Source organism: Candidatus Pelagibacter communis, assembly GCF_001180225.1.
Taxonomy (GTDB): Bacteria; Pseudomonadota; Alphaproteobacteria; order Pelagibacterales; family Pelagibacteraceae; genus Pelagibacter; species Pelagibacter ubique_D.
Genome location: NZ_CVST01000066.1, coordinates 57,293 through 77,854 on the forward strand (window position 1 = coordinate 57,293; position 20,562 = coordinate 77,854).

At 29.3% G+C, this 20,562-nt stretch carries 32 protein-coding genes; 5 read left to right on the plus strand and 27 right to left on the minus strand.

The genetic code is table 11. The features are described 5' to 3' along the window. Positions 1–26: 26 nt before the first annotated feature. From topA to AMN99_RS05345, 3 genes are read left to right on the plus strand one after another with little or no spacing between them, the layout of a single operon-like run. Entirely contained in the window at positions 27–2,612 is a 2,586-nt protein-coding gene (topA, locus tag AMN99_RS05335; protein ID WP_075506777.1) for a type I DNA topoisomerase, read from the plus strand. After that, on the plus strand, positions 2,609–2,896 hold the full coding sequence (locus AMN99_RS05340) for a hypothetical protein (RefSeq protein ID WP_075506778.1): 288 nt from the start codon (positions 2,609–2,611) through the stop codon (positions 2,894–2,896). Before topA ends, AMN99_RS05340 begins: the two co-directional genes overlap by 4 nt. Before the next feature lie 3 nt (positions 2,897–2,899). Beyond that, complete coding sequence (locus AMN99_RS05345) at positions 2,900–3,361, plus strand: RidA family protein (protein ID WP_075506779.1); 462 nt, start codon at positions 2,900–2,902, stop codon at positions 3,359–3,361. A gap of 1 nt (position 3,362) precedes the next feature. Here AMN99_RS05345 and AMN99_RS05350 read toward each other — a convergent pair whose 3' ends face one another. After that, on the minus strand, positions 3,363–4,658 hold the full coding sequence (locus tag AMN99_RS05350) for a UDP-glucose dehydrogenase family protein (RefSeq protein WP_075506780.1): 1,296 nt from the start codon (positions 4,656–4,658) through the stop codon (positions 3,363–3,365). Beyond that, a complete protein-coding gene (locus tag AMN99_RS05355; RefSeq protein ID WP_075506781.1) occupies positions 4,655–5,470 on the minus strand; it encodes a sugar phosphate nucleotidyltransferase in 816 nt (271 codons plus the stop codon). Before AMN99_RS05355 ends, AMN99_RS05350 begins: the two co-directional genes overlap by 4 nt. Before the next feature lie 34 nt (positions 5,471–5,504). Here AMN99_RS05355 and panC point away from each other — a divergent pair, with 34 nt between their 5' ends. Then, the gene (panC, locus tag AMN99_RS05360; protein WP_256998123.1) at positions 5,505–6,320 is read left to right on the plus strand and encodes a pantoate--beta-alanine ligase; all 816 of its coding nucleotides are present in this window, start codon (positions 5,505–5,507) and stop codon (positions 6,318–6,320) included. Here panC and mgtE read toward each other — a convergent pair. Beyond that, on the minus strand, positions 6,317–7,690 hold the full coding sequence (gene mgtE, locus AMN99_RS05365) for a magnesium transporter (RefSeq protein ID WP_075506783.1): 1,374 nt from the start codon (positions 7,688–7,690) through the stop codon (positions 6,317–6,319). The two genes, panC and mgtE, sit on opposite strands and share 4 nt — an antisense overlap. Before the next feature lie 61 nt (positions 7,691–7,751). Here mgtE and lipB point away from each other — a divergent pair, with 61 nt between their 5' ends. Further along, positions 7,752–8,369, plus strand: a complete 618-nt coding sequence (gene lipB, locus AMN99_RS05370; protein WP_075506784.1) for a lipoyl(octanoyl) transferase LipB — start codon at positions 7,752–7,754, stop codon at positions 8,367–8,369. On the opposite strand, the gene AMN99_RS05375 is transcribed toward lipB, so the two are convergent. From AMN99_RS05375 to rplW, 24 genes are read right to left on the minus strand one after another with little or no spacing between them, the layout of a single operon-like run. Then, positions 8,347–9,264: an RluA family pseudouridine synthase gene (locus tag AMN99_RS05375; RefSeq protein WP_075506785.1), complete on the minus strand. Its 918-nt coding sequence runs from the start codon at positions 9,262–9,264 to the stop codon at positions 8,347–8,349. The genes lipB and AMN99_RS05375 overlap by 23 nt on opposite strands. Before the next feature lie 10 nt (positions 9,265–9,274). Then, a complete protein-coding gene (gene rplQ / locus AMN99_RS05380; protein WP_075506786.1) occupies positions 9,275–9,718 on the minus strand; it encodes a 50S ribosomal protein L17 in 444 nt (147 codons plus the stop codon). Beyond that, entirely contained in the window at positions 9,718–10,746 is a 1,029-nt protein-coding gene (locus AMN99_RS05385) for a DNA-directed RNA polymerase subunit alpha (protein WP_075506787.1), read from the minus strand. The genes rplQ and AMN99_RS05385 overlap by 1 nt, the downstream gene beginning before the upstream one ends. After that, positions 10,746–11,195 carry a 30S ribosomal protein S11 gene (gene rpsK / locus AMN99_RS05390; RefSeq protein WP_075506788.1) on the minus strand — a complete coding sequence of 150 codons (450 nt, stop codon included), beginning with the start codon at positions 11,193–11,195 and terminating at the stop codon, positions 10,746–10,748. Before rpsK ends, AMN99_RS05385 begins: the two co-directional genes overlap by 1 nt. A gap of 2 nt (positions 11,196–11,197) precedes the next feature. Beyond that, positions 11,198–11,581 carry a 30S ribosomal protein S13 gene (rpsM, locus tag AMN99_RS05395; RefSeq protein WP_075506789.1) on the minus strand — a complete coding sequence of 128 codons (384 nt, stop codon included), beginning with the start codon at positions 11,579–11,581 and terminating at the stop codon, positions 11,198–11,200. 55 nt (positions 11,582–11,636) lie between these two features. Then, positions 11,637–12,200: an adenylate kinase gene (locus tag AMN99_RS05400; protein ID WP_075506790.1), complete on the minus strand. Its 564-nt coding sequence runs from the start codon at positions 12,198–12,200 to the stop codon at positions 11,637–11,639. Continuing rightward, complete coding sequence (gene secY / locus AMN99_RS05405; protein WP_075506791.1) at positions 12,201–13,481, minus strand: preprotein translocase subunit SecY; 1,281 nt, start codon at positions 13,479–13,481, stop codon at positions 12,201–12,203. 9 nt (positions 13,482–13,490) lie between these two features. Next, entirely contained in the window at positions 13,491–13,943 is a 453-nt protein-coding gene (rplO, locus tag AMN99_RS05410; RefSeq protein WP_075506792.1) for a 50S ribosomal protein L15, read from the minus strand. Then, entirely contained in the window at positions 13,943–14,458 is a 516-nt protein-coding gene (gene rpsE / locus AMN99_RS05415) for a 30S ribosomal protein S5 (RefSeq protein WP_075506793.1), read from the minus strand. Before rpsE ends, rplO begins: the two co-directional genes overlap by 1 nt. 2 nt (positions 14,459–14,460) lie before the next feature. Continuing rightward, entirely contained in the window at positions 14,461–14,817 is a 357-nt protein-coding gene (gene rplR / locus AMN99_RS05420) for a 50S ribosomal protein L18 (protein ID WP_075506794.1), read from the minus strand. Continuing rightward, entirely contained in the window at positions 14,817–15,356 is a 540-nt protein-coding gene (gene rplF, locus AMN99_RS05425) for a 50S ribosomal protein L6 (RefSeq protein WP_075506795.1), read from the minus strand. The genes rplR and rplF overlap by 1 nt, the downstream gene beginning before the upstream one ends. Continuing rightward, positions 15,356–15,751 (minus strand): 30S ribosomal protein S8, encoded by a 396-nt coding sequence (rpsH, locus tag AMN99_RS05430; protein WP_075506796.1) that lies wholly within the window; start codon positions 15,749–15,751, stop codon positions 15,356–15,358. The genes rplF and rpsH overlap by 1 nt, the downstream gene beginning before the upstream one ends. A gap of 11 nt (positions 15,752–15,762) precedes the next feature. After that, complete coding sequence (rpsN, locus tag AMN99_RS05435) at positions 15,763–16,068, minus strand: 30S ribosomal protein S14 (RefSeq protein ID WP_075506797.1); 306 nt, start codon at positions 16,066–16,068, stop codon at positions 15,763–15,765. 2 nt (positions 16,069–16,070) lie between these two features. Beyond that, positions 16,071–16,625, minus strand: a complete 555-nt coding sequence (gene rplE / locus AMN99_RS05440; protein WP_075506798.1) for a 50S ribosomal protein L5 — start codon at positions 16,623–16,625, stop codon at positions 16,071–16,073. Next, complete coding sequence (rplX, locus tag AMN99_RS05445) at positions 16,625–16,870, minus strand: 50S ribosomal protein L24 (protein ID WP_075506799.1); 246 nt, start codon at positions 16,868–16,870, stop codon at positions 16,625–16,627. Before rplX ends, rplE begins: the two co-directional genes overlap by 1 nt. A gap of 1 nt (position 16,871) precedes the next feature. Next, on the minus strand, positions 16,872–17,240 hold the full coding sequence (gene rplN / locus AMN99_RS05450) for a 50S ribosomal protein L14 (RefSeq protein ID WP_075506800.1): 369 nt from the start codon (positions 17,238–17,240) through the stop codon (positions 16,872–16,874). Next, entirely contained in the window at positions 17,240–17,476 is a 237-nt protein-coding gene (rpsQ, locus tag AMN99_RS05455; protein ID WP_075506801.1) for a 30S ribosomal protein S17, read from the minus strand. Before rpsQ ends, rplN begins: the two co-directional genes overlap by 1 nt. Then, on the minus strand, positions 17,469–17,660 hold the full coding sequence (rpmC, locus tag AMN99_RS05460; RefSeq protein WP_075506802.1) for a 50S ribosomal protein L29: 192 nt from the start codon (positions 17,658–17,660) through the stop codon (positions 17,469–17,471). The genes rpsQ and rpmC overlap by 8 nt, the downstream gene beginning before the upstream one ends. Beyond that, positions 17,661–18,071: a 50S ribosomal protein L16 gene (gene rplP, locus AMN99_RS05465; RefSeq protein WP_075506803.1), complete on the minus strand. Its 411-nt coding sequence runs from the start codon at positions 18,069–18,071 to the stop codon at positions 17,661–17,663. Beyond that, positions 18,071–18,751 carry a 30S ribosomal protein S3 gene (gene rpsC, locus AMN99_RS05470; protein WP_075506804.1) on the minus strand — a complete coding sequence of 227 codons (681 nt, stop codon included), beginning with the start codon at positions 18,749–18,751 and terminating at the stop codon, positions 18,071–18,073. The genes rplP and rpsC overlap by 1 nt, the downstream gene beginning before the upstream one ends. Further along, positions 18,735–19,133: a 50S ribosomal protein L22 gene (gene rplV, locus AMN99_RS05475; RefSeq protein ID WP_075506805.1), complete on the minus strand. Its 399-nt coding sequence runs from the start codon at positions 19,131–19,133 to the stop codon at positions 18,735–18,737. Before rplV ends, rpsC begins: the two co-directional genes overlap by 17 nt. Positions 19,134–19,135: 2 nt before the next feature. Continuing rightward, positions 19,136–19,426, minus strand: a complete 291-nt coding sequence (gene rpsS, locus AMN99_RS05480) for a 30S ribosomal protein S19 (RefSeq protein WP_075506806.1) — start codon at positions 19,424–19,426, stop codon at positions 19,136–19,138. After that, complete coding sequence (gene rplB / locus AMN99_RS05485) at positions 19,426–20,265, minus strand: 50S ribosomal protein L2 (RefSeq protein WP_075506807.1); 840 nt, start codon at positions 20,263–20,265, stop codon at positions 19,426–19,428. Before rplB ends, rpsS begins: the two co-directional genes overlap by 1 nt. 3 nt (positions 20,266–20,268) lie before the next feature. Next, positions 20,269–20,562 carry a 50S ribosomal protein L23 gene (gene rplW, locus AMN99_RS05490; protein WP_075506808.1) on the minus strand — a complete coding sequence of 98 codons (294 nt, stop codon included), beginning with the start codon at positions 20,560–20,562 and terminating at the stop codon, positions 20,269–20,271.

Genomic DNA, 20,562 nt, shown 5'->3' on the forward strand with positions numbered 1-20,562 from the left:
AAGACTTTTAAGTAGTTTGTTAGATTATGAATCTAGTCATAGTTGAAAGTCCCGCAAAAGCTAAAACCATCAACAAATATCTTGGCGATGATTATACTGTTTTAGCAAGTTATGGACATATAAGAGATTTACCATCAAAAAATGGATCGGTTGATCCTGATCATGATTTTAAAATGGAATGGGAAGTTGATAGTTTTTCAAAAAAATATTTAAAAGAAATAACCGATGTTGCAAAAGAATCATCAAAAATAATACTTGCTACTGACCCTGACCGTGAAGGTGAAGCTATAGCTTGGCATGTTAAAGAATATCTTAATGAAAAAAAACTTTTAAAAGATAAAGAAATTGAAAGAGTTGTTTTTAATGAGATAACCAAAAAAGCTGTAATTCATGGTATTGAAAATCCAAGACAAATCGAACCTTTGTTGGTGGATGCATATATGGCAAGAAGAGCTCTTGATTACTTAGTTGGTTTTAACATTTCCCCAATACTTTGGACAAAGCTACCTGGGTCAAAATCAGCTGGTAGAGTTCAGTCTGTAGCTTTAAAATTAATTACTGAAAGAGAACATGAAATAGAATTATTTAATCCAGAAGAATTTTGGACACTTACTCTTAAATTTGGAGATGATAATAAAAACACTATTACTGCAAGCATCTCACAATTAAATGGTAACAAAGTAGAAAAATTTACTTTTAGAGACAAGAATAGCATTGAAAAAGCAATAAAAGAAATAAAAGAGAAAAAATTTCAAATAACAGATATTTCATCAAAAGTTGTAAAAAGAAACCCCTCTGGTCCATTTACAACCTCAACATTACAACAAGTTGCATCTAGTAGATTAGGTTTTGGAGCTTCAAGAACAATGCAAATTGCACAAAAATTATATCAAGGTGTTGAGATTGATGGAGATACTGTTGGATTGATTACTTATATGAGAACTGATGGAACTAACTTATCAGCTGATGCAGTAAAAGATTTTAGAAATTTTATTAAAATTGAGTATGGTAATGAATATTTGCCTGAATCTGCAAATAATTATTCTGGTAAAAAAGCTAAGAACGCACAAGAAGCCCATGAAGCTATTAGGCCAACAGATATAAATAGAACACCAGACACTTTAAAAAAATATTTAAGCAATGATCAACAAAAACTATACAATTTAATTTGGTCCAGAGCTTTGTCCTCACAAATGGAAGTTGCCCAATTTGACAGAAACACCATAACAATAGAGTCAGAAGATAATCAGACAATATGTAAGGCAAGTGGCTCTGTACTTAAATTTGATGGTTTTTTAAAAGTTTACTCAAATACAAGTAAAGATGATGATGAAGAAATTTTACCAGAAATGTCTAAAGGGCTAATTAATATTGAAGCATTAATGGATGAACAACATTTTACACAGCCACCTCCAAGATACTCTGAAGCAAGCTTAGTCAAAAAATTAGAGGAATTGGGAATTGGTAGACCTTCTACTTATGCAAGTATAATTTCCACAATAGCTAATCGAGGTTATGCAGAAATAGTAAATAAAAGGTTTTTTCCAACAGATCGTGGCAAACTTATCTCTGCCTTTTTAGAAAAATTGTTTTCTAAATATGTTGATTATAACTTTACTGCAGGTTTGGAAGATCAATTAGATGAAATTACATCTGGCAAAGAAAGCTGGATAAAAGTTTTAGAGATGTTTTGGAAAGATTTTAATAATAATGTTTCTGAAGTTAAAGAGAAAAGAACTAGAGAAGTGTTAGATCTTTTAAATGAAAGTCTAGGTGCTTTAATTTTTGATACCGATAAAGATGGAAATATTATTCGAAAATGCCAGCTATGTGATACGGGTTCACTAAGTCTTAAAAATAGTTTTAGAGGTGGAGCTTTTATTGGATGTTCAAATTATCCAGAGTGTAAATTCACTAGACCCTTGTCTAAAGCAAAAGCAGCAGCTCAATCACAGTTAGCAGAGCCTAAATTTTTAGGAAAACATGAAAATGGTAATGATATATATTTGAAAAATGGAAGATTTGGCCCCTATCTGCAATATGAAAAACTTAAGGAAGAGGAATTAGAGGAGACAAAAACTAAAAAAAAGAAAAAAACTAAAAAATCTAAACCGGATGTAAATGAATTAATTAAAAATGTTTCTATACCAAAAGGTTTAGAGTTAGAAAGTATAGACTTAGAAAAAGCTCAGTTTTTATGTTCTCTACCAAAATCAATTGGGGTTAATCCTGATAATCAAAAAGAAATCATTTTAAATACCGGAAGATTTGGTCCTTATTTAAAATGTGAAAATAAATCTGCTAGAATAGAGAATATTGATGAAATTTTCTCTATAGGATTAAATCGTGCAATTACTCTTATTGCTGAAGCGAAACCAGGAAGAATGTCTTCTTCAATTATTAAGGATTTAGGAGAACACCCAGAAGATAAAAAACCAGTTAGAGTTATGAAGGGACAATATGGTCCTTATATTAAATATAAATCTTTAAATGCAACAATACCTGAAGAAAAAGATCCAACAGAGCTTACAATGGAAGAAGCTTTAATCTTAATTGAAAAAAGAAGAGAATACGACAAAAACAAAAAAGGCAAAAATAAAAAGAAAAAATGAAAAAATTATTTATTATTTTCATTGTTTTTTATTTCAAAAGTACCTTTTCATTTGCAGAAGAAAATAAATGTAATGAATTTAAAAAATTATCAAAAGAGTACATAGAATGTAATGCAAAAAAATTAAAAGAAGTGAGTTCAAAAAAAGCTAAAGAATTAAAGGATGGAACATCAAAAAAAACTCAAGAAATAAAAGAAGGGACATCTAAAAAAGCCAAAGAACTGAAAGAAAATCTTGTAGAAATTGGAGATAAAGTTAAAAATAAGATTAAAAAAAAAGAATAGTTAATGAATTTTGATAAAAAAATAGAAGAATTAAAAATAGAACTTCCAGAGGCGAAGCCTCCTGTTGGATCTTATGTAGCAACAAAAAAATCTGGAAATTTACTTTTTATTTCTGGTCAAATTTCGATTAATGAAAATGGAGAATTAATTAAGGGAAAAGTTGGAAAAGATTTAACCACAGAACAAGGTTATGAAGCTGCAAAAAGATGTGGATTAAGTTTAGTTGCTCAAGCAAAAGCTGCTTGTGATGGAGATTTGTCTAAAATAAAATCATGCATCAAATTAACTGGATTTGTTAATTCAACAAATGACTTTACTGAACAGCCGAAAGTAATTAATGGAGCTTCAGATTTAATTGCATCAATATTTGGAGATGCTGGCATGCACACAAGAGCTGCAGTAAGTACCAATAGTCTACCACTTGGTGTTTCTGTAGAAGTTGATGCTATATTTGAATTAAACTAAACTATCTTCCAATACCAAAATATTTTATACCCAGTTTCTCTATTTTAGTTGGTGAGAATATATTTCTCATATCGTAAATAATAAGTTTTTTATTCTTAGAAAGTTTTCTAAAATTAATTGATTTAAAGTCATTCCATTCTGTATGAATAATTATAACGTCTGAACCAGAAATACAGTTTTGTATTGAATTAGCATATTCTACATTTTTTACATTGTTAAATTCTTTTTTGGAACCAGTGGGATCATAATATTTAATCTTTGCTCCCCTTTTGGATAGATAAGGAATTATTTTTAAACTTGAGGAGTCTCTCATATCATCAGTGTTTGCTTTAAATGTGACTCCCAAAAATGAAACTTTTTTATTATTAAATTTTTTAATTATTGAATGAAGCCTTTTAAGTAATAAATCTGATCTATTCTGATTAGATTTAATAACACTTTTAATTACAGATAAATTAGATTTAAATTTATCAGCTGTAGATACAATAGCTTTAGTATCTTTTGGAAAACAAGAGCCTCCATATGCAGGACCAGCTCTTAAAAATCTACTTCCTATTCTGTTATCAAGTCCAATTCCTATGGATATATCTTCAACATCGATACCAGTTTTTTCGCATAAATTAGCAATTTCATTTATAAATGTAATTTTAGTTGCTAAAAAAGCATTAGAAGCATATTTAATTAACTCAGCAGCTCGTCTATTTGTAGAAACATATTTCGCACCTTTTGAAATTAATGGAGAATATAAATTTCTAAGTATTTTTTTTGATTTTTCTTCGTTTGAACCAACAACTACTCTATCAGGATAAATAAAATCTCTAATTGCCTCACCTTCTCTCAAAAATTCAGGATTAGATACTACTGAAAACAACCTTTTATTTACTTTTTTTGAAATAATCTTTTCTAGATCATCACCTGTAGTAACAGGAACAGTAGATTTTGTTATTATTATTTTAAATTTATTAATTGATTTAGATATTTCTTTTCCAACTGAATAAACTTGAGAAAGGTCAGCACTGTTACTATTTTTTTTAGTTGGTGTTCCTACGCATATAAAAATTATGTCAGATTTTCTTACAGATTCTTTTAAATTTGTTGAAAAATTTAATCTATTATTTTTTATATTTTTTTTGACTAATTCCTCTAAACCTGGCTCGTAGATAGGTATTTTACCATTCTTTAAATTATTAATTTTATTATTATCTTTATCTACACAAATAACATCATTGCCTAAGTCTGAAAAACAGACACCACTTACCAAACCAACATAACCAGTTCCTATCATGCAAAGCTTCATAGTTTACCTATTTCTTTATTTGAATTAATAAATCCTTGCATTGTCCCACAGTCTAAATACTTTCCTAAAAAATTGTGAGCAATAAATTTTTCACCTTCTTTAATTAAAGTTTGAATTGCATCTGTTATATGTATTTCACCACCATTGCCAGGTTTCTGTTTAGCTAGTTTTTTAAATATAGTTTTAGGAAGAATGTACCTTCCTATCACAGCTTTATTTGAAGGAGCTTTTTTAACATCAGGTTTTTCTACCACACCATTAATTAAATAATCATTTTTTGAAATTTTTTTATTTAAACTATAGATACCCCATCTTGAAACTGTTTTGGAATTAACCTTCATGCTAGCCATCACAGATGCTTTATTTTTATGATGAACTTTAATCATATCTTTAGAACAGTTTTTTTTTATTATTAAATCATCTGGCAATAACATTAAAAAATATTTATCCTTTATATATTTTCTTGTTTTAAATACAGCATCACCTGTTCCTTTAGGTGTATTTTGATATACAAACTTTATTAATTTTTTATATTTTAATATTTTTTTATATTCAGCAATTATTCTAGAGTCTTTTTTCTTTTTTATAATTTTATTATAAAAATCGTCACTGTAGAAATAATTTTTAATCATCTTTTTTTTATTTGATATGATAAAAACAATTTCTTTAATCCCAGCTTCAATGCACTCATCTAAAATATATTCAATTCCAGGCTTTCCATTTATTGGAAGAAGTTCTTTTGCAAAAACACTTGTTAAAGGCAAAAGCCTAGTTCCTTGACCTGCTAGAGGAATAATTGCTTGTTTAATCATATAAATGTTTTACTTATCTAGAATTTTAATACAAATGAAAATTATATTAAATAATAATTCATTATTTAAATCTTTAAGGCCATTTAATGATATTGGTTTTGTTCCCACAATGGGAAGTATTCATGAAGGTCATTTATCACTTATTGATAGATCAAATCGAACTTGCAAAAAGACAATAGTAAGTATTTTTGTTAACCCCAAACAATTTAATAACAAAAAAGATTTCAAGAATTATCCCACAAATATTAAAGAGGATATCAAAATTTTAAAAAAAACTAAAAAGGTTGATTTCTTATACATCCCAAAATTCAAAGATATTTACAATAATAGTAAAAAATCAAACATAAAAATTGGAAATAAAGATAAAATTTTATGCGCTAAATATAGAAAAGGCCATTTCGAAGGAGTACTAGATGTAATGGGAAGACTAACTAATTTGGTAAATCCAAAAAAAATATTTATGGGAAAAAAAGATTATCAACAATATTTCTTAATAAAAAATTATCTAAAAAATAAACATAAAACTTCTATTGTTCCATGCAAAACTATTAGAAATAAAAACAAAATAGCTTTATCTTCCAGAAATAATCATTTGGATTTAAATGGTATTAAAAAAGCAAGTTTTCTAACCAAAAGTCTAATTAAATTAAAAAGAAATTTAGTGAAAAATAAAAAAATAAAACAAAATTTAAGAATTCAAATGAAATATTTTGAGAAATTTTTAAAAATTAAAATTGAATACTTAGAATTAAGATCAATTAAAAATCTTAAAATATCTAATACTGTAAGAGATTCACGTTTATTTGTTGCTTATTATATTGATAACGTAAGATTGATTGATAATTTTTAGAGAAAGTAAGCTCCAACACCTAAAAATGAGACAAAACCTATAACATCAGTAATGGTGGTAACAAAAACACTCGATGCAATTGCAGGATCAATATTCATTTTTTTTAAAGTAAAAGGAACAAGAATACCAAACAGTCCAGCTATAATCATAGTAAGTACCATTGATATTGAAATGATTATTGAAAGAATACTATCTTGAAACCAAATTTGAACTATTAAAGCACTTATAATGGCAAATATAATTCCATTTAATATACCAATTGAAAATTCTTTAAAAACATTTGATGAAAAATTATTTTGGGTTAAGTCATTTGTTGCAATTGTTCTGACTGTAACAGCTAATGTTTGCATTCCTGCATTACCACCCATTGAAGCAACAATTGGCATTAGGAAAGCAAGAACAACCATTTGCTCAATAGTTGCTCCAAACAAGCTAATACACCAAGTTGCTAAGAAGGCTGTAAATAAATTCAATAAAAGCCAATTAAATCTTCTTTTAGTTTTTGTAACAACACCATCGGTAATTTCCTCATCACCTACACCAGCTAACCTCAATGCATCCTCCTCCGCTTCTTCTTTCAGGACTGTAAGAACATCATCGTTCATAATCATTCCTACCAATTTATTATTTTTATCAATTACGGCTGCTGAATTTAGATTATAATTTTCAAATAGATTAGCCACCTCTTCTTTGTCCATATCAACAGGCACTAATAATTGAGACTCAGACATGATGCTTGCCATTTTTGTGTCTCTTGGTGAAGTAAGCACTCTTGATGATGGAACGGTTCCAATAGGTTTAAATTCTTCATTAACAATAAAAATTTCCAAAAATTCTTCAGGCAAATCTTTATTTTCTCTCAAATAGTCAATTGTTTGACCTACAGACCAGTTGCTTGGTATAGCTGTAAACTCACGCTGCATAAGTCTAGCAGCAGTATCTTCAGGATAGCTTAAGCTTTCTAACAGAGCAAATCTGTCTTTAGGAGGCAATGAGCTTAATATAGTGTTCTTGTCTTCTTCGGGTACATTTTCTAAAATCGAAATAGCATCATCTGACTCTAAGTTGGTAAGAATAGTTACAATTGAATCTGAAGATAAATATTTAATTATCTCAGTTTGTATAGACTCATTTAATTCTACAAAAACCTCTGCATCAATATTAAAATTATTTAGTTTAATTAAACTTTCTCTATCGCTAATACTTAAGTGTTCAATTATGTCTGCTGCATCAGCAGGATGCATTTCATTGAATGAATCATTAATAAATTTTGCATCATTGTCAGCTATTTTAGAGGTAACAACTCTCAAATATTCTTTATTGAATTCAAAATTTACTTTTTTATCTTTAGTTTTTTTAATTAAAGACATAAATGTACCTATAATTTAGTTGTGCACTATTAATACATAATTAAAATATTACAAATTTTAAATGGATATAGAGATCAAAAAGTCAATAAAACCGGTAAATTATTTTGAGGCAATTGATCTATTAGAGTCTAGATTAAAAAATATTACAGCTAATAAAGAAAAAGAATTAATTTGGATTTTAGAGCATCCTGAAATTTTTACTGCAGGTACATCCTATAAAGAAAATGAAATAATTGATAAATCAATTGATCTATTAAAAACAAACAGAGGTGGAAAAATTACGTATCATGGTCCAGGTCAATTAATTTGTTATTTTGTTATTGATCTAAGAGAAAAAAAAGACATTAGAAAATTTATTACAACCATCGAAAACACAATTATTCAAAGTTTAAAAAAATATAATATTGAAACCTTTCCTGATAAAGAAAATATTGGAATATGGTATAAAGACAAAAATGAAATTCAAAAAATTGCTGCGATAGGTATTAGAGTGAGTAAGTGGATTGCATATCATGGATTTGCAATAAATGTTGATAACAACCTAGAAAATTATAAAAAAATAGTACCTTGTGGAATTTCAGATAAAGGTGTTACAAATTTAAAAAAAATTTTAAATCAAGATTATTCCAACTTAAATAATGAAATTATTGAAAATTTTATTTCAAATTTGAAAAACTAAGTCTTTTTGATTTTAACAACTTTTTAAAATATTCTGGTAATAAGGCTGAATAAGTATACTTCATATCATTTATTTTAAATTTAATTTGATACGAGTGCAGCATAAGATTTTTATTTATACCTTTATCTGATTTAGATAGTTTATATTTCGTATCACCAAATATAGGATTTCCAATTGCAAAAAGTTGTTTACGTAACTGATGTTTTCTTCCAGTTATTGGTTTTAACTCCAATAAAGATGCTTCAGAATTTTTATCTATTACCTTGAATATAGTTTTTGCTTTTTCTACTAATTTTTTATCTCCATCATATCTTATTAAGTCATCATCCCAAACACCTGTGTTTTTGTTTACTTCTCCTTGGCATATGGCAAGATAAGTTTTATGTACTTTTCGTAATCTAAATAATGATGTTAGTAACTGTGCGCTCTCTCTTTTTTTTGCCATTATAAATACGCCAGATGTATCTTTGTCTAATCTATGAACAGAATAAGGTTTTGTTCCTTTAAAAATTTCACTCTTTGCAAAAATATCAACTAAGTTTTTTTTAGATTTTGTACCACCTTGTACTGATATTCCTGCTGCTTTATTTAATACAACAAAATTATCATTATCATCAATAATTTGATCTTCGTTTGATTTTATTATTTCTTTAGTTGGTAAAAATTTTATTTTTTTTTGTTCTACTCTTTCTTTAAATTCAATATTAAATATATTTATCTGATCTCCTTTTTTTATTTTGTGAGAACTTTTAACTTTTTTTTTGTTAATTTTAATTTTTCCTGTCCTAAGATATTTTTCAATTAAACCTTGAGGTATTTTTCCAATATTTAATCTCATCCATCTATCAATACGCATATCATTACACGTTGAATCAACGATGTATGACTTGTTCATGACTTAGGATTTAAGCTGTAGCTTGTTTATTTTCTTCTGTTTTTGGAGCTTCTTTTGACGTATCTTTTTTCTTCTTATCTACTCTTTTTGCTTCAACATCTCTATCTACAAATTCTATAATTGCCATTGGAGCATTATCACCATATCTGAAACCCGCTTTAATAATTCTAGTATAGCCACCTTTTCTATTTGAATACCTTTTAGAAAGGGTTTTTTTTACTTTATTAGCTGATTTAATATCCTGCAGTTGAGACACAAGCATCTTAGTTGTGTGCAATGTATCTTTTTTACCTAAAGTAATAATTTTATCAGCTTGAGGTCTTAAAAACTTTGCTTTTGGCAATGTAGTTTTAATCTGTTCATATTTTATTAAAGAATTTAACATATTCTTTAACAGAGCTTTTCTATGCTCAGAAGTTCTATTTAACTTTTTGTTGGCTAAGCCGTGTCTCATTAAATTGCTTCCTCTAATTTTTTAGACATTTCTGCAATATTATCTGGTGGCCAGTTTGGTATTTCCATACCTAAATACAGAGACATTCCAGTTAAAACTTCTTTAATCTCATTTAAAGATTTTCTTCCAAAATTTGGTGTTCTTAACATTTCACCCTCAGATTTTTGAACTAAATCACCAATATAAATTATGTTGTCATTTTTTAAGCAATTCATTGATCTAACTGATAGCTCTAATTCATCAACTTTTCTTAATAAATTCTTATTAAACTCAGGTTCAGATGAAACTTCTTTTACTGGAGCTTCAACTGGCTCATCAAAATTAACAAACATTTTCAACTGGTCTTGAAAAATCCTAGCAGAATACGCAACGGCATCTTCTGCAGAAATTGAACCGTTAGTCTCTACTTCCATTGTTAATTTATCATAATCAAGAGCCTTACCTTCTCTTGCTGTGCTAACAGAATAAGAAACTTTTTTTACAGGACTATACAAAGAGTCAATGGCAATTAAACCTAGTGGTGGCTCCTCTGGTTTATTTAGCTCAGCTGGAACATAACCTTTTCCAGTGTTTACATTCATTTCCATGTGAAAAGTAGTGTTTTCATCTAAGTTACAAATTACTAACTCAGGATTTAATATTTCTACATCCGTCACAGGAGCAATGTCTGAAGCTTTTATTTCACCCGGACCTTTTGCGTCTAAAACTAATTTTTTTGTACCTTCAGAATTACATTTTAAAGCTAGTGATTTAACATTTAATACTATGTCCGTTACATCTTCTCTTACACCTTTAATTGATGTAAATTCATGTAGAACACCATCTATTTGTATCGAAGTAACTGCAGCTCCTCTGATAGAAGAAAGCAAAATTCTTCTTAAGGAGTTTCCTAAAGTTAATCCGTAACCTTTTTCTAAAGGCTCAGCTATAATCTTAGCATGTGTTAAGTCATCACTAATTTGAACATCTAATTTAGATGGTTTAATCAAAGATTTCCAATTTTTAACATTTACGTTTTCTACTTCCATTAAACTCTCCTTTTTTTTGGTGGTCTAGTTCCGTTATGAGGCATCGGTGTTGTGTCTTTAATTGACAAAATTTTAAAACCTCTTGCTTGTAAAGCTCTTAATGCTGTTTCTCTTCCTGAACCAGGCCCTTTTACTTCAACAGATAAAGTTTTCATTCCATACTCTAATGCTTTTGATGCTGCGGAGTCCGCTGCTATTTGAGCTGCATAAGGTGTAGATTTTCTTGATCCTTTAAATCCTTTCTGTCCAGCAGATGCCCAGGATATTACATTTCCATTTGTATCAGCAATTGAAATTATTGTGTTATTAAATGTTGACTGCACGTAAGCAATTCCATTTAAAATATTCTTTTTTATCTTTTTCTTTTTTGAATAGGAGCTCTTTGCACTTTTTTTAGAAGATTTTTCTACCTTCTGATCTTTATTGTCAGTTTTTTCTGTTTTTGCCATTATTATTTTTTAGTTGGTGTTAATTTCTTCCCTGCAATAGCGATTGCTTTTCCTTTTCTTGTTCTTGCATTACATCTTGTTCTTTGGCCTCTTACAGGTAATTTTTTTCTATGTCTTGTTCCTCTATAACATGCAAGATCTATCAATCTTTTAATACTTAAAGAATAATCTCTTCTAAGATCTCCTTCGACTTTAAAATTTTGATCGATGTATTCTCTTATTTTTAAAATTTCATCATCAGTTAACTCATTCACTCTTTTGGCTCTTGGAATTTCTAGAGAAGAACAAATTTGTTGTGAGAATTTATCTCCAATTCCATAAATATATGTCAGTCCAATGTGGACAAGTTTATTTTGTGGAATGTTTATACCTGCGATACGAGCCATAATTTTTGTGATAAATTGTGCCTTTTATATAAGAAGATTAATCAAAGTCAACGTCTTAAACATTTATAAAAGTGTCTATTTTCCTTGTTATTTCGTCTATTTCTAAGCTTCCATCAATTTCCTTAAATTTAGGATTCTCTGAGTAGTAATTAAGTACTGGCTCTGTTGTGTTCATGTATGTGTCAAAACGTTTTAGAATAGTATTTGTTTCATCGTCTGATCTATTTTCAATAATTTTTCTTTTCTCTAGTCTTTTTAACACTGTATCTTTATCAACTTTGAGATACAAAATTAAATCTATCTTTTGATTTGATGCCTCGAGTAAGATATCTAAATTTTTTGCTTGGCTCAAAGATCTAGGGTATCCATCAAATATTAATCTATTTTTTTTTTGAGCGTCAGAAACTAAATTTTCAATAAGCTTATTTACAATTTCATCACTTACAAATTTACCATTTTTCATGTCATTGGTAATCATCTTACCAATATCTGAATTTTTATAAATTTCTTCTCTTAAAAGTTCGCCAGTTGAGATCTGAAATGAATTTAGTTTCTTTACTAAATATTTAGCTTGAGTACCTTTACCAGCACCAGGAGGTCCAAACAAAACTATATTCACTTACTTTCCAAATTTAGTTTTTTTAATTAATTGTTCGTATTGAGAACTCATTAATCTTGTTTGAATTTGAGTTACAGTATCAATGGCAACAACAACAACAATTAAAATAGATGCACCACCCAAATAAAAAGGAATTGGGTAATTAGCTATTAAAAACTCTGGCATTAAACATACAAGTGTCAAATATAGAGCACCTATTGTAGTAAGTTTAGTTAAAATATTTTCAATATATAATGCTGTACTTTCACCAGGTCTAATTCCTGGAACAAAGCCACCATATTTTCTTAAGTTTTCTGCTGTTTCAGTTGGGTTAAATGTAATTGAAGTATAGAAAAATGTAAAAAATATTATACCAGATGCATATAGCAACATGTACAAAGGTTGACCTTGAGTAAAATAAGAACTTAAGTTTAAAAAAGTTTCATTATTTGAAAAAGAAAAATTAGAAAAGGTAACAGGTAACAATAATAAAGCAGATGCAAAAATTGCTGGTATTACTCCTGCTTGATTAATTTTTAATGGCAAATGAGAAGACTCTCCACCATACATTTTATTTCCCATTTGTCTTTTAGGATAATTGATAAGAATTTTTCTTAATGCTCTCTCCATAAAAACTACAAATAAAATAGTTAATATTAATAGAACAAAAATTGCTAGGATCATGAAAGTTGACACAGCACCTGTTCTACCTAATTCAAAAGTTGTAACTAAAGCTCTAGGTATTTCGGCAACAATACCAGCAAAAATAATTAAAGAAATTCCATTACCAATTCCTCTTTGAGTGATTTGTTCTCCTAGCCACATAAGAAAAATTGTACCAGCAACAATAGTTGTCACTGTTGTAATTTTAAAAAATGCTCCTGGATTAATTACCAAATCTGCAGAAGACTCTAAACCTACCGACAAACCATAACCTTGAACTGTAGCGAGTAAAACTGTTCCATATCTTGTAATTTGAGTAATCTTTGCTCTGCCAGTTTCTCCCTGAGCCTTTAAATTCTTAAAATAATCAGAAACCCCTGTTAACAACTGAACTATAATAGCTGATGATATGTATGGCATTATACCAAGAGCAAAAATTGCCATTCTACTTACGGCACCGCCAGCAAAAACATTGAACATACCAAGTAACCCTTTTTGATTACCGTCCATCATAATTTTTAATTGTTCTGGGTCAATTCCTGGTAAAGGAACAAACGTACCAAATCTATATACCGCAAGGATTGCTATGGTAAAAATTATTCTATTTCTTAGATCATTTGTTGAAGATGATGCGCTCATTTAAACAAATTATTTTTTTAATTGAATAGATCCACCAATTTTTTCTAGTTTTTCTATTGCTGATTTTGATGCCAAGTCAGCCTCAATATTAATTTTATCTTTTAACTCTCCAGTACCTAATATTTTTAATTTTGTAGAGTTTTTGTTTATTAATTTTAATTTTTTTAGAGATGAAGAATTAAGCACTTCATTTGGATTAATATTTTTTTTATCAATATAAGACTGAATTTTTTCCAAGTTTAAAATTGCAATGTTTTCTCTTGAAATTGGATTAAAACCTCTTTTAGGTAATCTTCTGTATAAAGGCATTTGACCACCTTCAAAACTTTTTATTGCAACACCAGATCTAGATTTTTGACCTTTAACACCTCTCCCAGATGTCTTCCCTTTTCCAGAACCAATACCTCTTCCAACTCTTATTTTAGGTTTATTAATTTTCTGTCTTGTATTTAATGTAATCATTATCCTCTTTTTTCAATAATTTCTGATATTTTTTTATTTCTTATTGCTGAAATTTGTTTTGGTGAATTTTGTTTCATTAAAGCCTTCATAGTAGCTCTAATCACATTGTGTGCATTTGATGTGCCCATTGATTTAGCAACAATATCTTTTACACCCAATACCTCACATACTGCTCTTACTGGACCACCTGCAATAATACCTGTACCTTTTGATGCTGCTCTTAAGACTATTCTACCAGAACCATCTTTAGCTTTCACATCGTGGTGAATTGTTCTTCCTTCTCTCAAAGGTATATGTGTTAATTTTCTTCTAGCCATTTCATTGGCTTTTTTAATTGCATCTGGAACTTGTTTTGCTTTAGCGTGTGCTATTCCAATTTTTCCAGCTTGATTTCCTACTACTACAAGAGCTGAAAAACCAAATCTTCTTCCACCTTTTACAACTTTTGTAATTCTATTGATATGAACTAACTTCTCTAAAATATCGTCAGTTTTTTTGTCTTTGTTATTTTCCATAATTAAAATTCCATCCCATTTTCTCTCAGTGTGTCGGCAAAAGCTTTAATTCTACCATGATATTTATAAGATCCTCTATCAAAATAAATTTTTGTAATATTTTTTTCTTGAGCTTTTTTTGCTAGCTTTTGAGCAACTAATTTTGACAACTCTGTCTTGTTAACTTTATCAGATGATTTTAAATCTTTTTCAACTGATGAAGCAGATAACAAAGTTACTTTTTTTGTATCATCAATGATTTGAGCTGAAATATTTTTGGCAGATCTTGAAATACTTAATCTAAATCTATCTTTTGGAGCAACTTTTTTTACTTTGTTGCTAACTCTAAATCTTTTTCTAATACTAGTGTTTAGTTTCATTATTTTTTCTTACCTTCTTTTTTAAGAACATATTGTCCTTGTTCTCTTATGCCTTTACCCTTATATGGCTCAATTTTTCTAAATGTTTTAATTTTTGATGCAACTTCACCAACTAATTGTTTATCAGATCCAGTAATCTTAAGTGTAGTTTGTTTTTCTACAGCGATCTTAATTCCCTCGGGGATATCAAAATCTATATCGTGACTGTAACCTAATTGTAAGTTTAACTGATTACCTTTCAATGCTGCTCTATATCCAACACCTACCAGTTCTAACACTTTTTCATAGCCTGTACTTGAGCCGATTACAGCGTTATTAATTAAACTTCTATTCATACCCCATAGTCGTTTAGAATTTTGGTCAATTTTTTTTGGTTTAATTGAGATCTCTTTTCCTTCTTTGATATCCAAATTAAACATATCTAAATCAATATTTATTGATTTCTTTCCCAATGGTCCTTCTATGTTTATAATGTTACCGGCTAAAGCAACTTTAACTTTTTCAGGGATTGATATATTTATTTTTCCAATTTTAGACATTAAAATACCTTACAAATAATTTCACCACCAACACGTTGTTTTCTAGCGTCAATATCAGTCATTACACCTTTTGGTGTAGAAACTATTGCAATTCCAAGACCGTTATTAATTTTAGGTAAACCTTCAGCACTAGAAAAAATTCTTCTTCCTGGTTTAGAAACTCTTTCAAATGCACTGATAACTGGGTTACCAGAATGATATTTAAGTTCTAAAGACAATGTTGGTTTTTTGTCTTCTGAACTAATTTTGAAATCTTTTATAAAACCTTCATTTTTAAGTATATCTGCAATTTTTGACTTGAAGTTAGAAGATGGCAGATCTACTTTTTTATGATTTCTTGCTTGAGCGTTTTTAACTCTAGCTATCATATCTCCTATTGGGTCACTTAAACTCATAATTTTCCTTCCTACCAGCTCGACTTAACTAAGCCAGGTATTTTTCCTTGTAATCCTAATTGTCTAAGAGCAATTCTTGAAATTTTTAATTTTCTATAAACACCATGTGGTCTACCTGTTATCTCACATCTATTCATCACTCTTGTTTTAGCTGAATTTCTTGGCAATTTTGATAATTTCTGCTGCGCCTTAAACCTTTCCTCTAATGGAAGTTTTTTATCCATTATTATTTTTTTCAAATTTTGTCTTTTCTTGAACATCTTGTCTGAAAGTTTAATTCTTTTTTTGTTTTTATTTACAGCACTAAGTTTAGCCATATTTAATTATCTCCTTTTTTAATAAATGGGAAATTCATTTTTTCTAATAAGGCAAAGCTGTGTTCTTTATTCTTTGCTTTTATAACAATAATGACATCTAAACCTCTGACTTTATCAGCTCTATCAAAACTAACTTCAGGGAATATGATATGCTCCTTTATACCAAAAGTATAATTTCCAAAATTGTCAAAACCTTTTGGTGATAAACCTCTAAAATCTTTAATTCTTGGAAGAGCAATATTTACCAATCTATCTAAAAATTCATACATTTTGTTTTTTCTTAAAGTTACTTTTAAACCTGCATTTGATCCTTTTCTTGTCTTAAAGTTTGCTACAGATTTTTTAAATTTTGTAGTTACAGGTTTTTGCCCTGTTATCTTTGCCATATCCTCTTCACATGATTTTAAAATTTTAGAGTCTGAAGCATCTAAACCAAGACCCATATTCAAAACAATTTTCTCAATTCTTGGTGCCATATAAATATTTTTGAAACCAAATTGATCTTTTAAAGCTGGTTGTATTTCTTTGTTAAAAATTTCTTTTAATCTTGGCGTCATTATTTCTTAGCCTCTTTCTTCTTTTCTGCCTTTTCATCTATTAATTTTAAATTTGATAAATGAATAAAACTTTCTTTTGGAAAGATACCACCTTTTTTCTCTTTTGTTGTTTTAACGTGTTTTTTAACCATATTAATTTCTTTTACTTTGGCTCTATTGTTTGCTCTGTCGATTTCGATAACTTCACCTTCTTTTTTTTTATCTTTTCCAGTTAGCACTCTTACTTTTAAACCTTTTTTAATCATCTTATAAAACCTCCGGTGCTAGTGAAATTATTTTCATTTGCCCTCTGCTTCTTAACTCTCTAGTAACAGGGCCAAATATTCTAGTGCCAACCGGTTCACCTTTATCGTCAACTAATACTGCAGCATTGTTATCAAATCTTACTTTTGATCCATCATTTCTATGTATTCCTTTTTTAACTCTTACTACTACAGCTTTGTGAACAGTTCCTTTTTTTACTTTTCCCTTAGGGATAGCCTCTTTCACAGCAATTACAATTGTATCTCCAATGCTAGCATATCTTCGCTTAGATCCACCCAATACTTTAATGCATTCTATTTTTTTTGCACCAGTATTATCAGCTACTTGTAATTCTGTCTGTACACCAATCATTATTTATTGCTCTCCATAACTTGAAATTTTTTATTTTTTGAAAAAGGTTTGCTTTCAATAATCGATACTTTATCACCTGTTTTAAATGTATTGTTTTCATCATGAGCATTGTAATTTTTTCTAACTCTTATGACCTTTTTCAATACAGGGTGTGAGTATTTTCTCTCTACCATAACTGTAACTGTTTTGTTAGGTTTGTCGCTTATCACCACTCCTGTTAATATTTTTTTAGGCATTTGATTTTCCTTTTAAAATTGTTTTCAATCTTGCAATTGTTTTTCTTGTTTCTCCAATTTTTGCAGGATTAGTTATTTGAGAATTCATTTTTTGAAATCGAAAATTAAATAAGTCTTTTTTAAGCTTATCAATATTTTTGATAACTTCATCTTTGCTTAATTTTTTAATCTCTTGTTTTTTCATTTATGCAAATCTCTTTATTGTCTTTGTTTTTATTGGTAACTTTGCTGAAGCTTTATAAAGTGCCTCTTTGGCAATTTGTTCAGAAACACCATCAACTTCAAATAAAATTCTTCCAGGTTTTACTCTACAAGCAAAATATTCTGGTGATCCTTTTCCTTTACCCATTCTAACTTCTATTGGTTTTTTAGAAACTGGAATATTTGGAAAAACTCTTGTCCATACTCTTCCTTGTCTTTTCATATGTCTAGTTAAAGCAACCCTAGCAGCCTCAATTTGTTTTCCAGTTACTCTTTCAGGCTGTAATGCCTTCAAAGCATATGCTCCATAATTAATAGTACTTGCTCTAGTAGCATTACCATGAATTCTTCCTTTATGAGCTTTTCTCCATTTAGTTCTTACTGGCTGAAGCATTATTGTTTACCTTCCTTTGGAGTTACCTTGTTTGTTTCTTGGCTAAATTCTCTTGCAAAAACTTCACCTTTATAGATCCAAACCTTAATTCCAATAATTCCATATGTTGTAAGAGCTTCCGCTTCTGCATAATCTATATCTGCTCTTAAAGTGTGTGATGGTATACTACCATCTCTTAACCATTCAGTTCTTGCGATCTCGTTACCACCTAATCTTCCACTTACTGAAACTTTAATCCCTTTTGCACCTAGTCTTATACATGATTGCATAGCTCTTTTCATGGCTCTTCTGTATGAAATTCTTTTTACTAACTGTTGTGCAATGTTTTCAGCAACTAAATATGCATTTGTTTCGGGTTTTTTAACCTCTTTAATATTTAAGTTGACTTCATTTGTCGTAAATTTTGATAGGTTATTTTTAATTTTATCAATATCACTACCTTTTTTACCAATTACAAACCCAGGTCTAGATGTGTAAATAGTAACGTAACATTTGTTTGACGTTCTCTCTATCATCACCTTAGATACACCTGAATTAATTACATTTTTCTTGATGTATTCTCTTATTTTAAAATCTTCAATTAGATAGTTGCCAAAATCTTTTTTCTTAGCATACCAAACAGAGTCCCAACCTCTGTTTACACCTAATCTAAAACCTACAGGATTAACCTTTTGTCCCATGTTTCTCCATTTGTTTTGCCTCTGATAAAATTATAGTTACTGTTGACCAAGGTTTTAAAATTGGTGCAGCTCTACCTTTTGCTCTTGGTCTAAATCTTTTCATAACAATTTTTTTTCCACAATACGCCTCTTTGACAATTAAATTATCAATATCGTATTGAAAGTTATTTTCAGCGTTTGCAACAGCTGAGCTAATTGTCTTTCTAATATCTCTTGTTACTCTTTTTTCTGAAAACTGCAGGTCTCTAATAGCTACATCAACCTTTTTACCAACAATACTTTTTAAAATTGGATTAATCTTTCTTACGCTAGATCTAATTCCATTGTTTATAGACTTTACAGTCTTATCGTTGTTTTTATCAATTTTCTTTTTCTTGCCCATAATTATTTTTTCTCTGCTGGTTTAGCTTTCTTATCAGCTGGTGTGTGTCCAAAGAAAGTTCTTGTTGGTGCAAACTCTCCTAATTTATGACCAACCATATCCTCTGATACTGTTATTGGAATAAATTTCTTACCATTGTATATTTGAAAAGCTACTCCTACAAAATCTGGAAGAATTGTAGATTTTCTAGACCAAGTTTTAATTGGAATTTTCTTTGGATCATCTTTGTACTTGTCTACTTTTTTCATCAAGCTTTCTTCAACAAATGGTCCTTTCCATACAGCTCTAGCCATTACTTAGTATCCTTCCTTTTATTTCTTCTCTTCACTATAAATTTATCTGTTCTCTTATTATCTCTAGTTTTTAAACCTTTTGCCGATTGTCCTGTTGGAGATACAGGATGTCTTCCTCCAGCTGACTTACCTTCACCACCTCCATGTGGGTGATCTACTGGGTTTTTAACAACACCTCTAGTATGAGGTCTTCTTCCCAACCATCTTGATCTACCAGCTTTACCAATTTTAATATTTTTTTGATCAGGATTACTTAATATTCCAATAGTAGCTAAAGCCCTTGAGTCTATTTTACGTACTTCCCCTGATGCTAATTTAATTAAACTATAATTTCCATCTAATCCACTAATCGTAACTGAAGAACCAGCTGCTCTAGCTATTTTACCGCCACCACCTGGTTGAATTTCAACGTTATGAATATTGATACCAACTGGTATATCTTGTAACGGCATGCAATTTCCAATTTTAATTTCTTTTTTTGATCCACTCTCAATCTTGTCTCCAACTTTAATTTTTTGAGGAGCTAAAAAATACGAATGTGTTCCATCTTCAAATTTAACCAACATGATGTAGCAAGATCTATTCGGATCGTATTCTATTCTTTCAACAGTAGCCTCCATGTCGAATTTTTTTCTATAAAAATCAACATGTCTATACATTTTCTTATGACCACCTGCTCTGTTAATTGAAGTGATGTGTCCATTATTATTTCTTCCCTTCATAGCATTTTTTGGAGAAACAAGAGTTTTAAAAGGTTTACCTTTCCATAGACCTGTTCTATCTACTAAAATAGTACCTCTAGTAGATTTTGTGTATGGTTTAAAAGTTTTTAATGCCATTTATTAAATTCCTGTTGTTAGATCAATGCTTTGACCTTTTTTTAGAGTTATGATTGCTTTTTTGTATCCTGAAACTTTCACTTTTTTTCCTCTAGTAAGTTTAGTTCTATTTTGTTTATTGATGATGTTAATTTTAGTGACATTAACATTAAAAATTTTTTCAATATTTTTTTTCAGGTTTTTTTTGTTAGCACCATCAGGAACCTTGAAAGTAATTTTATTCAATTCAGATAAGTTTGTTGATTTCTCAGTAACAACTGGAAAAAGAATTTTGTCGTATAAATGAATTTTATCCAT